The 17,105-nt window shown below is 42.7% G+C and carries 6 protein-coding genes; all 6 read left to right on the top strand.

Annotation, left to right across the window (positions count from 1 at the left end):
* Positions 1-30: 30 nt before the first annotated feature.
* The 6 genes from QE404_RS13825 (at position 31) to QE404_RS13800 (ending at position 17,096) form a co-directional block, all read left to right on the top strand.
* A complete protein-coding gene (locus tag QE404_RS13825; protein ID WP_307451398.1) occupies positions 31-2,622 on the top strand; it encodes a T9SS type A sorting domain-containing protein in 2,592 nt (863 codons plus the stop codon).
* A 474-nt stretch (positions 2,623-3,096) separates the two neighbouring features.
* Positions 3,097-6,918, top strand: a complete 3,822-nt coding sequence (gene rpoB, locus QE404_RS13820; protein ID WP_307451396.1) for a DNA-directed RNA polymerase subunit beta — start codon at positions 3,097-3,099, stop codon at positions 6,916-6,918.
* An 84-nt stretch (positions 6,919-7,002) separates the two neighbouring features.
* Positions 7,003-11,268, top strand: a complete 4,266-nt coding sequence (rpoC, locus tag QE404_RS13815) for a DNA-directed RNA polymerase subunit beta' (protein WP_307453945.1) — start codon at positions 7,003-7,005, stop codon at positions 11,266-11,268.
* A gap of 105 nt (positions 11,269-11,373) precedes the next feature.
* Positions 11,374-11,682 carry a DUF3467 domain-containing protein gene (locus QE404_RS13810; RefSeq protein WP_034685220.1) on the top strand — a complete coding sequence of 103 codons (309 nt, stop codon included), beginning with the start codon at positions 11,374-11,376 and terminating at the stop codon, positions 11,680-11,682.
* Between the two features lie 469 nt (positions 11,683-12,151).
* Positions 12,152-13,756 (top strand): T9SS type A sorting domain-containing protein, encoded by a 1,605-nt coding sequence (locus QE404_RS13805; RefSeq protein WP_307451393.1) that lies wholly within the window; start codon positions 12,152-12,154, stop codon positions 13,754-13,756.
* A 7-nt stretch (positions 13,757-13,763) separates the two neighbouring features.
* Complete coding sequence (locus QE404_RS13800; RefSeq protein WP_307451392.1) at positions 13,764-17,096, top strand: hypothetical protein; 3,333 nt, start codon at positions 13,764-13,766, stop codon at positions 17,094-17,096.
* The last annotated feature ends 9 nt before the right edge of the window (positions 17,097-17,105 follow it).

The raw sequence follows: 17,105 nt of genomic DNA, 5'->3' as shown, positions 1-17,105 counted from the left end.
GAACACAATTTTAAACAAAAATACAAAACAATGACAAAAAAATTATTTGAGAGGATTGCTGTAGTCGTTATGGCATTCGTACTTTCGGCAACAGCATTTTCACAGCAGGGGTATGAGCCCATCCGCGGATTGGGAGTAGAGGCAAAACCTGTTAACAATTCGGGGATTTGCCTTGCATGCTACAACGGGAGCATGAATGCGGTAGTTGACGCGGACCTTAATAACAATGTGAATTTAGGGAACTTTATATCCGTGGTAAGCGGAAATGGGATCTCTGTTAAGAACAACAACAGTGTGTACCCGGCAGGATACATTACGGGCTTTAATGTGGATCTCGGAACCAGTTTTATTACATTGGATCTTTTGAGTTCCATAAGGATCAGTACCTATAAAAACGGAGTCCTTCAGGAGAGCACTACAAGTGGTACCCTGCTTTCGGTGCCTGCTTTCGGCGGAAGTAAAAACCGGGTGTTCCTGCATTTTAAGACGACAAAAGAGTTCAATGAGGTAAGACTGTACCAGACGAATGTGCTCTCGCTGTTCAGTGCGCTTAATGTATATTATGCCTTCGCTTTCGATCCGGCCAAAGTACCTGTGGATAACAATGGGATCTGTGATGATATCATTGCCGGAAGCGGTGTAGACGGTAATATTTCTGCCAGCAGCAGTTTCATCGCTCCGCTTTCTTATGTTCAGAACAGGGAAAGGATCGGTGACGGTGACAAGAACTCTTATGGTTCCATTGTGCTTCCTGCCGGTATTTTAGGATCCTACTCCGTTGGAGTGCTGGATAAAAACCAGGTGTATCCTGCTGGAAACAGGGCCGGATTTGTGATCTCTCCCGATGACGAAGGTAAGCTTATCAGTGCTGAGTTTCTAAAAAATATTACCATTGAAACCTATTTATACGGACAGCTTCAGGATTCAAAAACCTTATTAGACGGAGGAGGGCTGATCAATATCAAGGTTCTTGGTTTTGGATCAGGAAAACAAAAAGTAACGGTTACTACAACTAAGCCTTTCAATGAAGTGCGTTTAAAAGTAACCCAGACAGCCGGTATCAACCTTGGTTCGCTCAAAGTATATTATGCATTTGAAGAGCCTGTGGCATGTGACTGTGATGACAAGGTTCAGACAAGCGGTTCTGCGATTGCAGGAAATATTGTGACCGGAAACAACTGGACATCCGGACCTGGCTTTTTAGGAATCATTGTTGCGAAGCTAACCAATCTCGGAGCGATTGTAGACAATGACCCTTCCAATTATGCCACCGCAACAGTGCCGGCAGCATCTCTGTTCAGTATTTTCTCAGCATATGCTACCGTAGGGGTCAATACTACCTTGCCTGCCAATACCTATGCCGGATTCACTCTGGAAAAGGCAGCCAACCTTATCGGAATCAGTGTTCTGGATAATATTACGGTGACATTCTATAAAGACAATACCGTAACGGATACCTTTACCGGTGCGGGAAGCCTTTTCAGCGGTAACTTATTCACGCTTAATTCCAACAAATTCTATGTAGGGGGTAAATCGACCAAGCCTTTTAACAGGATGAAGATTACCTTTAACAGCGGAAGCGCTTTGCGCATCCCTCAGAGTTACAATATCTACAATGCTTTCGCCAGCAAGGATGATGATAATGATGGCGTACCGAACTGCTTCGATCAGTGCCCTAACGGAGATGACAGCATCGATAATAACGGGAACGGTATTCCCGATTGCGCCGAAGGATGCACTGCGGTAACTGACAAATCTCCTGTCCTTGATACTGACGGGGACGGAATTGTAGATGCCTGCGACCTCGATTCGGATAATGACGGCATTCCGGATTCAGTAGAAGATGCCAATGCCAATGGTAAATACGAAGATGACGATGCTGAAGGAGACTTACTGCTCACTCCTGTCCTCGGAGATTCAGTTCCTAACTACCGCGATCTGGATTCGGATAATGACGGTATCCTTGACCTTTTTGAAGCCGGCATTCCTGTTTCGGTTATCAACCAGATTGATGCGGACCATAATGGTGTTGTGGATGCTAATGTAGCAGTGGGTCAAAACGGTATTGCCGATGTCCTGGAAACATATCCGGATTCAGGTGTGATGAAATATCCGGTTCAAAATACTGATGGCGACGATAAGCTGGACTTCCTGGATCTTACTTCCAATGGTTCAGATTATGATCTGTATGCAATCGGTAAGAGCGACCTCGATGATCTTGGCGGCGGATTCATTTCCAGGATCAGTGACCAGGATAAAGATGGTATCCAGGCGGTAGTAGATACAGATCTCGTAGAAAGAGGTGCGCCTGATTCTCCATTGTCTCCGTATGCTGTACAGGCTAAAAATGCACAGAAAACATCCAAAGCATCAGACACCGGCATCAGGACAGCAGCAGATGATATAAAAATTTACCCTAACCCGGTAAGATCCGGTGAAAGCCTGACCATACGATCACAGCAAGAGGGAATTTACAGTCTGTTCTCTGCCCAGGGACAACTGATTAAAACCGGACAGTTTAAAGGTAATGTGGAAATAACCAATACTTTGCCTGCGGGGATTTACATCATCAAGATAGAAACCCAATCGGCTGTAAAATCATATAAGGTACTGGTAAAATAAAATAGTGCCACTCACTATTCATGATTGATATGCAAAAGCCACCCGCAAGGGTGGTTTTTTTATTGTGTCAAAATAATTTAACCGGATGGAGTCCAGACTTTAACTTATTTATATTAAAGCACTTTGTTTGTGTGTTGTGAAAATATTTTGTATCTTTGCTAACTCTTTTGGCGCGAATAATTGATTGTAAATCTGTAAAATACTAAAACCCAGACTCTTTCATTAAGATGGAAGGGCTTTCGTATTTATGGTTGCAGGAAGTTACAGCCTCAGAAGTGATAAAAATATTTTGCATTACGCTGTGAAAAGATATACCAGTGTTGCAGTTAGAAAGAGCCAAGTACAAAGTAAAGAAGCCAAGGTCTTTCGTGAGCGCCAAAAACACTTACCTTACTGCTTTTGCCTTGTTTCTCAGTTCTTTTCTGATATTTTTTAATGAATCAAAATATTTTTTAACCCTTTCTTAAAAGTTTTATGAGTAAAACAAAAACAGCAACTCAGGGAAATCCGAGAATCAATTTCTCATCGGCGAAAGGAAAAATCATCACTCCGGACTTCCTGGACATCCAGATCGAGTCTTTTAAAGAGTTTTTCCAGCTGGATACCCTTCCTGAAGACAGGAGAAGCGAAGGTCTTTACAAGACTTTTCAGGAAAACTTCCCTATTACAGATTCCAGAAACCAGTTTGTATTGGAATTCCTGGATTACCTGGTAGATTCACCACGATATTCCATCGATGAATGTGTGGAAAGAGGACTGACGTATTCAGTGCCTTTGAAAGCAAGACTTAAACTATATTGTACAGACCCTGAGCACGAAGATTTCCAGACTGTGGTTCAGGATGTATATCTAGGCCCGGTTCCTTACATGACGCCTAGTGGTTCTTTCATCATCAATGGTGCTGAAAGAGTTATCGTTACGCAGTTGCACCGTTCACCGGGTGTATTCTTCGGGCAGACTTACCACGCTAACGGAACCAAACTGTACTATTCAAGAATTATTCCTTTTAAAGGATCTTGGATGGAATTTACAACCGATATCAACAGCGTAATGTACGCGTATATCGACCGTAAGAAAAAATTACCTTTAACTACCCTGTTAAGAGCGATCGGTTATGAATCTGATAAGGATATCCTTCAGATCTTCGACCTTGCTGAAGAAGTGAAAGTTTCTAAAGCTGCCCTGAAAAAAGTAGAAGGAAGAACATTGGCTGCGAGAGTTCTGAACACATGGTTCGAAGACTTCGTAGACGAAGATACAGGTGAGGTGGTTTCTATCGAAAGAAACGAAATCATCCTGGATAGAGAAACTATTCTTGAAAAAGAACATTTGGATCTGATCCTTGATGCCGGTGTGAAATCTATTTTGATTCACAAAGAAAACAGCAATGAGTTCTCTATCATCCAGAATACATTACAGAAAGACCCTACCAACTCTGAAAAAGAAGCGGTAGAATATATCTATCGTCAGTTAAGAAACGCAGATCCGCCAGATGAGGAAACGGCAAGAGGAATTATTGAAAAATTATTCTTCTCTGAGCAGAGGTATTCATTAGGTGAGGTAGGACGTTACAGGCTAAACAAAAAATTAGGTCTTAACATTCCTACTACAACTGAAGTTCTTACTAAAGAAGATATCATCGCAATCGTAAGACACTTGATCGAGCTTGTAAACTCTAAAGCTGAGGTTGATGATATCGACCACTTATCCAACAGAAGAATTAAAACTGTAGGTGAGCAGCTTGCGGGACAGTTCGGGGTAGGTCTTTCAAGAATTGCAAGAACCATCAAGGAAAGAATGAACGTTAGAGATAACGAGATCTTTACTCCGCTGGACCTTGTTAATGCGAAGACATTAACGTCGGTGATCAACTCCTTCTTCGGAACCAACCAGCTTTCTCAGTTCATGGACCAGACCAACCCACTGTCAGAGATTACTCACAAGAGAAGATTGTCTGCACTAGGGCCTGGTGGTTTATCAAGAGAAAGAGCAGGTTTCGAGGTACGTGACGTTCACCATACCCACTACGGAAGAATCTGCCCGATTGAAACTCCGGAAGGACCAAACATCGGTTTGATTTCCTCTTTAGGAATCTATGCAAAAATCAACAGGCTTGGTTTCATCGAAACTCCATACAGAAAAGTAGAGAACAGCAAAATCGATCTTAATTCTGATCCGATCTACCTGAATGCGGAAGACGAAGAATCTAAAGTAATTGCCCAGGCAAACGTTGAACTGAGCGATAACGGTGAATTTGAAACAGACAGGATTATCGCAAGGCTGGATGGTGACTATCCGGTAGTGGAGCCTAGCCAGGTTGACCTTATCGACGTGGCACCAAACCAGATTTCCGGTATTTCCGCTTCATTGATTCCATTCCTGGAACATGATGATGCGAACCGTGCATTGATGGGATCCAACATGATGCGTCAGGCCGTTCCGTTATTGAAGCCGCAGGCTCCGATCGTAGGTACAGGGCTTGAGCAGCAGGTGGCAAGAGATTCAAGAATCCTGATCAATGCTGAAGGTACCGGTACTGTAGAGTATGTGGACGCTGATAAGATCACTATTAAATACGAAAGAAGCGAAGACGAGGATTTAGTACAGTTCGAGTCTGCTACCAAGACTTATAACTTGACCAAGTTCAGAAAAACCAACCAGAGTACTACCATTACCCTGAGACCAAACGTAAGAGTAGGTGATGTGGTAGAAAAAGGACAGGTTCTTTGCGACGGGTATGCTACCGAAAAAGGAGAATTAGCTCTGGGTAGAAACCTTGTGGTTGCGTTCATGCCTTGGAAAGGATACAACTTTGAGGATGCGATCGTAATCAACGAAAAAGTAGTACGTGAAGACTGGTTTACTTCAATCCACGTAGATGAATATTCCCTTGAGGTTCGTGATACCAAATTAGGTATGGAAGAACTGACTGCGGATATTCCTAACGTTTCCGAAGAAGCCACCAAAGATCTTGATGAGAACGGTATGATCAGAATCGGTGCTGAAGTGAAGCCTGGAGACATCATGATCGGTAAAATTACTCCGAAAGGGGAATCTGACCCGACTCCTGAAGAAAAACTCCTTAGAGCGATCTTCGGTGATAAAGCCGGTGATGTGAAAGATGCTTCACTGAAAGCTGACTCTTCACTGAGAGGGGTGGTAATCAATAAGAAGCTGTTCTCCAGAAATATCAAAGACAAAAAGAAGAGAACTGAAGAAAAACTGAAGCTTGAAGAGATTGAAAATACCTACAAAGCTAAGTTTGATGATCTGAGAAATACATTAATTGAAAAATTAAATACGCTGGTAAGCGGTAAGACTTCTCAGGGGGTTAAAAATGACCTTGATGAAGAGATCATCGGTAAAGGAGTGAAATTCACACACAAATTACTGACTTCAGTTGAAGATTACGTGAATGTAAGCGGTTCAGACTGGACGGTTGATGCAGATAAAAACGAATTGATCAAACAGCTGATCCATAACTATAAAATTAAGTTTAACGATATTCAGGGAGTTAAGAACCGTGAGAAATTCGCTATTTCCATCGGGGATGAACTACCGGCAGGTATCATGAAGCTGGCTAAAGTTTACATCGCTAAGAAACGTAAACTAAATGTAGGGGATAAAATGGCAGGACGTCACGGTAACAAAGGTATCGTTTCAAGAATCGTTCGTGAGGAAGATATGCCGTTCCTGGAAGACGGAACACCGGTGGATATCGTACTGAACCCACTTGGGGTACCTTCCCGTATGAACATCGGGCAGATCTACGAAACCGTTTTAGGATGGGCAGGTCAGAAGCTGGGAATGAAGTTTGCGACGCCGATCTTTGACGGAGCAACGCTTGATCAGATTACTGAATATACTGAAAAGGCAGGTCTTCCTAAATTCGGACATACGTATCTGTATGACGGAGGTACCGGAGAAAGATTTACTCAGGCGGCTACCGTAGGGGTAATCTATATGCTGAAACTGGGTCACATGGTTGATGATAAGATGCACGCACGTTCTATCGGTCCGTATTCATTGATTACGCAGCAGCCGTTAGGAGGTAAAGCACAGTTCGGAGGTCAGAGATTCGGAGAGATGGAGGTTTGGGCTCTTGAAGCATTCGGTGCATCCAACATCCTTAGGGAAATCCTTACTGTGAAGTCGGATGACGTAATTGGAAGAGCCAAAACTTATGAAGCAATTGCTAAAGGGGAAGCAATGCCTGAACCAGGTATTCCGGAATCTTTCAACGTATTGCTCCACGAGTTACAAGGTCTTGGATTAGACGTAAGACTAGAGGAATAATTTTAAATTTTAAATTATCAATGCTGAATGGAAACATTCGGAAATTAATCTAAAATCTAAAATCTAAAATTTAAAATCTAACAAATGTCAAATAAAAATAAATCAAGTAGATTTAATAAAATTTCAATCGGTTTGGCCTCACCCGAATCTATTCTTCAGGAATCGAGAGGAGAGGTTTTAAAACCTGAAACCATAAACTACAGAACACACAAGCCTGAAAGAGACGGGTTATTCTGTGAAAAAATCTTCGGTCCTGTAAAGGATTATGAGTGTGCCTGTGGTAAATACAAGAGGATCCGTTATAAAGGGATCGTTTGTGACCGTTGTGGAGTGGAAGTTACTGAGAAGAAGGTAAGAAGAGAAAGAATCGGGCATATTAATCTTGTAGTTCCTATTGCACACATCTGGTATTTCCGTTCTTTACCGAACAAGATCGGGTACCTTTTAGGATTACCTTCCAAAAAGCTGGATATGATCATCTACTACGAAAGATATGTAGTGATCCAGCAGGGTATTGCTAAAAAACTGGACGGTTCGGATTTTGAGGAAATGGAATTCCTTACTGAAGAAGAGTACCTGGATATCATGGAAACCCTTCCGGTGGAAAACCAATACCTTGATGATTCAGATCCGAACAAATTCATCGCCAGAATGGGTGCTGAAGCTGTAGAAGATCTTTTGAAGAGAATCGATCTTGATGCCTTGTCTTTCGACCTGAGACACAAAGCACACAATGAAGGTTCTAAACAAAGAAGGACTGAGGCTTTAAAAAGACTGAACGTTGTAGAAGCCCTGAGAGGTGCCAATACAAGGATGATCAATAAGCCAGAGTGGATGATCATGCGTGTGCTTCCTGTAATCCCGCCGGAACTGAGACCATTGGTTCCTTTGGATGGAGGGCGTTTCGCTACTTCTGACCTTAACGACCTTTACAGAAGGGTAATCATCAGAAACAACCGTCTTAAGAGACTGTTGGAGATCAAAGCTCCGGAAGTAATCCTAAGAAACGAGAAGCGTATGCTTCAGGAATCTGTAGATTCACTATTCGATAACACCAGAAAATCATCTGCTGTAAAATCTGAATCCAACAGGCCGCTGAAATCACTTTCAGATTCATTGAAAGGTAAGCAGGGACGTTTCCGTCAGAACTTGTTAGGAAAAAGGGTAGACTACTCTGCACGTTCCGTAATTGTTGTAGGTCCTAATTTACAGCTTCACGAGTGTGGTATCCCCAAAGATATGGCGGCAGAATTGTACAAACCGTTCATCATCAGAAAACTGATCGAAAGAGGAATTGTAAAAACTGTAAAATCAGCCAAGAGAATCATCGACAGAAAAGAGCCTGTAGTATATGATATCCTTGAAAATGTGATGAAAGGACACCCGGTTCTTTTGAACAGGGCACCTACGCTCCACAGACTTGGGATCCAGGCATTCCAGCCTAAGATGATCGAAGGGAAAGCAATCCAGCTTCACCCGTTGGTAACTACGGCATTCAACGCTGACTTTGACGGTGACCAGATGGCGGTACACTTACCGCTGGGCCCTGAAGCCATCCTTGAAGCACAGTTACTGATGCTGGGATCTCAGAACATCCTGAACCCGGCCAACGGTTCTCCGATCACCGTACCTTCTCAGGACATGGTTCTTGGTCTTTATTTCATGACCAAAGAAGCCAGCTCTACGGATGATTATAAAGTGAAAGGTGAAGGCCTTGCTTTCTATTCTCCGGAAGAAGCGGAAATCGCTTATGCAGAAGGAAGAGTATCTTTAAATGCTAAGGTAAGATGCCGACTGCCGGTTAAAGAAAACGGAGAACTTGTAACAAGATTAATTGAAACTTCTGTAGGTAGAATCCTGTTCAACCAGATTGTACCTAAGAAAGTAGGATATATTAATGAACTTCTTACCAAGAAGTCATTAAGAAACGTTATCGGTAAAATCCTTGCGGATACAGACTTCCCTACCACAGTGAAGTTCCTGGATGATATGAAGAACCTAGGGTATTCCAATGCATTCAAAGGGGGTCTTTCCTTCTCATTGGGTGATATTGTGGTACCGGTAGAGAAAAAGCAGATGATTGCCCAGGCTGTAGAGAATGTAGATGAGATCAGAGCCAACTATAACATGGGTCTTATCACCGATACAGAACGTTACAACCAGGTAATTGACGTTTGGACGAACACCAACGCCGGATTGACGGAAATGATCATGAGCAGAATGAAATCCGATCAGGGTGGATTCAACTCAGTATATATGATGCTTGATTCCGGGGCGAGGGGTTCCAAAGAACAGATCCGTCAGTTATCCGGAATGAGAGGGTTGATGGCAAAACCGCAGAAAGCCGGATCTACCGGAGCGGAAATCATCGAAAACCCGATCGTTGCAAACTTTAAAGAAGGTCTTTCGATCCTTGAGTACTTCATCTCTACCCACGGTGCCCGTAAAGGTCTTGCGGATACCGCTCTTAAAACGGCGGATGCCGGTTACCTGACCAGAAGGCTGGTAGACGTTGCACAGGATGTTATCGTTACCGAAAACGACTGTGGTACTTTAAGAGGAACAGAAGTTACTGCCCTTAAAAAGAATGACGAGATCGTTGAAAAGATCTCCGAAAGAATTTTAGGTAGGGTATCCCTTCACAATATCTATGATCCTGAAACTGATGAGCTGATTGCTGAAGCAGATCAGGTAATCATTGAAGCCGTTGCCAAGAGAATCGAAGAAGCAGGACTGGAAGCCGTTGAAGTACGGTCTCCGTTAACCTGTGAAGCGAAAAAAGGAATCTGTGCAAAATGTTACGGTAGAAACCTGGCAACAGGTAAGATGATCCATATGGGTGAAGCAGTAGGAGTAATCGCTGCCCAATCCATCGGGGAACCGGGTACACAGCTTACCCTGAGAACCTTCCACCAGGGAGGTACCGCAGGAAACGTATCTGAAAACCCATCTATCGTTGCAAGAAGAGACGGTATCGTTGAAATGGATGAAGTAAGAACCATTACTTCTGAAGATGAAAACGGAAACACTGCTGAAGTAGTGGTATCGCGTTCAACGGAATTCAGGTTAGTAGCTGATAACGAAGTAAGAACTCCGTTAATGGTGGCTAACGTTCCTTACGGTTCCGTACTGGCTGTGAAGCCGGGTGATAAAGTGAAGAAAGGAGATATAATCTGTAAGTGGGATCCGTATAACGCGGTAATCATTGCAGAGACATCCGGTAAGGTTGAATATGAAGATATCATCCAGGGTATTTCCTTCCAGCTTGAAATTGACGAACAGACCGGTTTCGAGGAGAAAGTAATCTCTGAATCCAGAAATAAGAAAGCCGTTCCTACCCTGAGAGTAGTAGACTCTAAAGGAGTGGAGCAGAAGTCATACAACTTACCGGTTGGTGCCCACTTGATGGTTAATGACGGTGAGAAGATCAAAGCAGGAAAAATCCTGATCAAGATCCCTAGAAAATCTGCGAAAGCAGGGGATATTACAGGGGGTCTACCGAGAGTTACCGAATTGTTCGAAGCAAGAAACCCTTCCAACCCGGCAGTGGTGACAGAAATCGACGGGGTGGTATCTTACGGAAAAATCAAGAGAGGTAACCGTGAATTGATCGTTGAGGCTAAAACAGGGGAAAGAAAGATTTACCTGGTAAAACTTTCCAACCAGATCCTGGTTCAGGAGAATGACTTCGTGAGAGCAGGTTCACCGCTTTCCGACGGATCCATCACTCCGGATGATATCTTAAGAATCAAAGGCCCTACCGCTGTTCAGGAATATCTTGTTAATGAAATCCAGGAAGTATACCGTCTTCAGGGGGTAAAAATTGACGACAAGCACTTCGAAATCATCGTAAGACAGATGATGACCAAAGTATCTATCGTTGACGGTGGAGACACCCAGTTCCTTGAAGGAGCCCTTGAGCACAAATATGACTTCCTAGAAGAAAACAACAGAGTATTCGGACTGAAAGTAGTGGTAGATGCAGGAGATTCCAAGGTATTCAAGCCGGGTCAGATGATCACTGCAAGAGAGCTGAGAGACGAAAACTCCAAACTGAAGCGTGAAGACCAGGCTTTGGTTGAGGTAAGAGAAGCTTTGCCTGCTACGGCTACACCTGTATTACAGGGGATCACCAGAGCAGCGCTTCAGACGAAATCTTTCATGTCTGCCGCATCCTTCCAGGAAACTACCAAAGTGCTTAATGAAGCAGCGGTTGCCGGTAAGGTAGATGACCTGAACGGCCTTAAGGAAAATGTAATTGTGGGACACAGAATCCCTGCAGGTACAGGTCTTAAGGAATACCAGAATGTGATCGTAGGTTCCAGAAAAGAATTCGAAGATATTAACTAAAATATAGAAATTGGAAGTCAGACTTAAAAATTAGAATTGTACATTTGCAACCGAAGTTTTTAATCTGACTTCTAAAATCTAACATCTAAAAAATTTAAAAAAGACATGGACAATCAAAATCAAAACCCACAAGACGGGAACATTAACATTGAACTGAACGAAATGGTAGCAGCTGGAATCTATGCTAACTTAGCATTGGTAAACCACTCTCCATCTGAGTTTGTTGTAGACTTCATTCAGTTAATGCCGGGGGTTCAGCAGGCGAAAGTAAGATCAAGAGTGATCCTTGCTCCGCTTCACGCTAAAAGAGTATTAAGCGCTCTTCAGCAGAACATCGCTAACTACGAGCAGCAATTCGGAGAAATCAAAGAAGTTGAGCCTTTCGTATTGGGAGGAAACAACGTACAAGCTTAAGATTTCCCTTACATACATAAGAATACCCTGGTTTTACCGGGGTATTTTTGTTTATACTACCTGATTTATCTAACCGAAAAATAGATCCGTAAAATCACGGATGCATTTACCGTGAAAACCCGGATGTTTTGCTAGGAAATTAATCATTATATTTGTCCCGAAATTTTTAACGAAAACATAGCGTAAGCTATCGTGTTAGATTGGGAAACTGCGAATCTTCTGACTTCTAAACTCGATAGACTTACGCCCGTGCTTACAATATGGGTGCGGGCTAAGTCAATCTAGAAGTCGGGTTCTTCGCAGTACCTCCAATCAGTTTGTATTTAGTCCCGCACCTTCTGATTTTAAATTATAATAGTAGGTTATTTAGGGATTTAGATCAAGAGTATAATAGCTGGTAGGACAGGTATTAAAAATTTTAAGCTAATAAAATTGAAAGACAATAATAATAACATCAAACTCAATAGATATGAGAAAACTTTATTCAGGCATCATCTTGTTATGTGCTACTTGGGAGCTATCAGCTCAGAATGTACTCTGGCAGAAAGATATTAAATCTTCTTCGCAAGATTTCCTATCACAGGTAACTACCACCATTGATCAGCAGTACCTAATTAGCGGCAGTTCAATCCAATCAGAAAAACGTATTGCTGGAAAGAATCAAAACAATGGTTTCGATTATCACTTGGTTCAATTAAATCAAGCAGGAGAACAGGTCTGGGAAAAATACTTTTCAGGGCAGAACCATGATTTTCTTTCGGCTACGGTCAATACACAAGAGGGAGGATATCTTATTGCAGGGACGAGTTTTTCAGGCAAAGGCCTGGATAAGAAGGATGATTCTAAAGGTGGCAGTGATTTATGGCTCATAAGGCTTGGAAGCGCTGGACAAGAGATATGGCAGAAGACCATCGGCACTGTCTCCGACGAGGAAGCTAAAGCCGTTGTACAAGGAACCGATTTAGGCTTTTTTGTTGCCGGAAATACCCAGAACTCCGAAAAAGGATACAGGTCCAAGGATGCCTTAATAGTCCGTTTAGACAAAGATGGCAAAGAACTTTCCCAATTGATTTTAGGAGGCAAAGGATTAGATGAAGTGGAAAAAATGATTCCTACTACAGATGGTGGCGTTTTGGTAGGGATGTATTCCCGAAGCGGCGCTAACGGATCAAAGAAGACTGATAACTACGGCGAAGGCGACTATTGGGTTGTCAAGCTGAGCAAAGACAACAAGGTTGAGTGGGAAAAGAATTTCGGAGGTAAGGCAGACGATCATTTGAGAACTCTAGCCCTGACTTCTACCGGCTATCTCATCGGTGGTGAATCCAGATCAGAAAGATCAGGCAATAAAACCGTAGGGATAGAAGAAGGAACTGATATCTGGCTGATCGCTTTAAATGAAAGAGGGGAAGAAGCCTGGCAGAAATCCTACAACTTTAAGAACCGGGATGTCTTGATGGGCATGAGTGTGGTGAATAAGAGACAAGAGTCAAGAACCAAGAGCCAAGAGTCAGGAACCAAGAATCAAGATGGGCAAGATACAACAAAAGGTATTTTACTGGGCGGTTACACGCAGGCAGAAGGAAGGATAGAATCCAATGATGAAAAATTCTGGATGCTGTATGTGGACCAGAATGGCAGTGAACAGTGGCGCAAGCATGTGAAGGGAGAATCCAGCAAGAAAGAGGAAAGGTTATCAGATATTAAGCTGAACCGTGACGGCTCCATTATCCTGGCAGGAACCAGTGCAGAGGAATTAGGAAAGGAAAACTGGAAGATCGTGAAGCTTGGCGACAGCCAGATTGATGAGCTGATTGAGAAGGCGGATATTAAGATCTACCCGAACCCGGTCTCAGATTACGCGTACGTAGAAATAGGGCTTGAGGACCAGAGAGCTGGCGTGTTTGATGCTGAGATCAGCGTATATGATATGGGCGGAAGGCAGCTTCAGAGCATCAGGACTAAAAACAAGGTGACGAAGATCAACACCCAGGCCTTGGTTCAGGGCGCTTACCTGGTGAGTGTAAAAACTAATGACAATAAAACGGCAAGTGCTAAACTAATAAAGAAATAAAACTCAGATGAAAAGAACCTTACTTCCACTTGGATTCTTACTTCTTGCTATGAGCAACTTGAATGCCCAGCAGCAAGCCACTAACGGCAATATCAATATTGCCAATATAATTCCTCCTTCGCCCACAGCCTACAGCTTAGGTAATTATGGGAATGTACCTGTCGGTCAATTTACCGGTACTGCTAATGTCTCAGTTCCTCTACTATCTTTTAAAACCAATAACATTGAACTTCCGCTTAGTCTTTTTTACGGTTCCAACGGACTTAGATTAGATGAAGTTTCTACCAATGTAGGATTGGGCTGGGGCCTGAATTGTGGCGGTGTTATATCCAGGACGGTGAGGGATAAGCCTGATGATACATCCCAAAAACTACAGGTTCCGGCCAATGCATTTGCTGCCAATAATACACCAGCCTTTCAGAATTTCATCTATAACGTAGGAAACGCAAGTGACGGCATTGATATGGAGGCGGATATCTATTCCTTTAATTTTAATGATGTCTCAGGTAAGTTTTTCTATGACAGGGATAACCAGATCCACCTTATCGATCAGAAAGCGCTGAAGATTGAGAAGACGACCAATGGTTTTTCCATTACCAAAGACGATGGTGAGAAATATTATTTTGAAGAAAAAGAAATTACCAATTCTAAAACAACGGGAGCCGGGCACCAGCTTCCTAACATTGGCGTAACAGCCTGGTACCTGACCAAAATCGTACACCCCAAAGGTGATGAAATCTATTTTACCTATGAATCCATGTATCTGGATTATGTCTCCTCCCAATCTCAAAATTATAATGTCACAACGCCGTACACGACCTGTTTAGGTGCAGCAATTCAAACACCCAGCGGTGCTGCGAGCGTAGTCATGCAGAATCTCTTAAATATCCAGGGTAAAAGGATTAAGACAATCAGCAGCAACAATCCGGTAGATGGTTCTATTACTTTTACATATAGCACAAATACTACCAATATTGATGTCGATGGAAACCAAAAAATTCAAACCATCTTACAGACTGATAAGAATGGGAATGTGATCGAACAGGTTGGACTCAGTTATTTACATACCGATAACAAAAGGAATTTCTTAACGGCAGTTACTTTTAAAGATCCGAATAAATCTTATGTGTTTGATTATGTAAGCCCTGAGCAACTTCCTGCGAGGCTGTCATTGCAAAGGGATTATTGGGGCTACTATAATGGCAAAGCCAACACAACATTACTTCCCTTGGTTAAAGATTATAACCTGGACACTTTTAACTATTCTAACGCAGATCAAAGCCCTGATCCTAATTTTGCCAAAATAGGACTTTTAAGAAAGATTACCTATCCAACGAAAGGATATACAGAACTTGATTACGAATCAAATACCTATTGGGGGACTAAAACGGTTAATCCACCATATACTACCCTGAATATGACGGCTGCCAATAACAGTGTCGCAGGAATAGTAACTCAGACGTATTCGATAACGTCACCTGTTGCTCAGCCCATCAAGCTATCAGGCTATAGTAATTTCAATGGCAATTGCAACGAACAGGAGCAGACCCATAATCCGATTGGACGTGTAGAAATAGTTGGAGGGGGTAGTTTTCAAGGTTCAGGTAACGGTGGTTCATCCAACTATGGATCATCGTATCAATTCACACCTAACCAAACGAGCAATATTTACTTTAATGCAAGTGCAGGTACCACATATACCTTGAAATTGTCCGCTTCAAGGTGTACGTACTTAGATATAGATGCCAAATATTTTGCTACTGCACCACAGGTATTTGACACGAATCTGGAGACCGGAGGTATCAGGATAAAGTCTACGAACGATTATGATGCTCCTTCTTCTGCTCCAAGGTACACCAGGTATTATTACGGGCCGCTCAATGATAAGGATCATTCATCCGGAGATAAAGGGACCGATCCTTATTTTGTCTATACCTATTCATCATCTGAAAGTTGCCAAGGCGGAGAAAACACATCTGCCTGTTCCATCATAACAAAGCAGATCATCACGTTAACGTCAAACAGCCTGCTTCCGCTTTATGATACGGATAAAAATACTTCTACATTTTACAAATATGTCACTGTAAGCTACGGAGGAGATCAGTTTGAAAGAGGGGGTGAAACAAAAGAATTCACCATTAACAGAGATTATTCCGGCTCGCATCTTTGGGGATCTAACCAGATACTTAATACCCCATATACCAACCACGGGTGGAATAATGGAAATGAAGTCACAGCACAATTGTTGGTGAAGAAAGCCGATAACAGCATAGAGCCCGTACAGCGCATCGATAAAACGTATGAAAAAGATGATGCCAGCACTTTTATATTCAAGAACTATACGCACAGGAGGAATGATCTGAATACCTGCCAGACTTCAACCACCTATAACTGTACTCAGTATGATGTTGCTAATTCCGATCATGCGTGTTACGGAAAAGCAGTAGGGACTACAATCAGCTTACCATATATTGAAAATCTGGATGTCAATGAATACCGCACAATATCATACCGCACCTACCTGAAATCCCAGAACAAAACCGACTACCAAAATGGTGTACCTGTCCTTACACAGACGGAGTACTTTTATAATAACCCGGTCAATTACCAGCTTAGCAGGCAAAAGGTTACTGCTGCGGATGGCACTATAACCGAAACCAATTACAGCTACGCCCACGAGAAAGGCAACCAGCTGATGATTGACAGGAACGTGATTGGTATACCGCTGGAAACAGTCACTACCCAAACTGTGGGGAATGCTACTAAAACCCTTGCCAGGTCAGAAACCCTCTATCCTACATCGCTGCCTACGTCCCAATCCGGAAACTTAGTCGTTCCATTATCGGACAGGTCATACGACAAGCTCGGAACAAGCAACTACACCGATATAACGTACGATAAATATGATGCTAAAGGGAACATCCTTCAGTACACTACCAATGATGGCACGCCGGTAAGCTTTATTTACGGATATAGCAACAATGAGGTTATTGCTAAAGTAGAGGGGATAAAATACGATGACCTGGTGGCAGCGCTTTCTCCTGATTCCATAGTCTCTGCTTCCAATGATGATGCATCAGACCCAACCAAAGAAAATCTTTTACTTGATGCTTTGAGTAATTTTAGAAAAGATGATACACTGAAAGGAAAACTGGTTACTACCTATACCCACGACCCTTTGATCGGGGTAACATCTGTTACTCCGCCATCCGGCATCAGGGAAGTCTATCAGTACGATGATTTTGGCAGGCTGAAAGAGGTAAAAGTCCGGGAAAAAGATACAACCGGAAACTATGTGCTGCGCACTATTAAAAACTACAATTACAACTATAAACCATAAGGGAAGCAT

Origin of the sequence: Chryseobacterium camelliae, from assembly GCF_030818575.1 — a bacterium.
GTDB classification, from domain to species: Bacteria; Bacteroidota; Bacteroidia; order Flavobacteriales; family Weeksellaceae; genus Chryseobacterium; species Chryseobacterium camelliae_A.
Note: the sequence above shows the minus strand (reverse complement) of the source record. Positions and strands in the feature narration are given on the sequence as shown.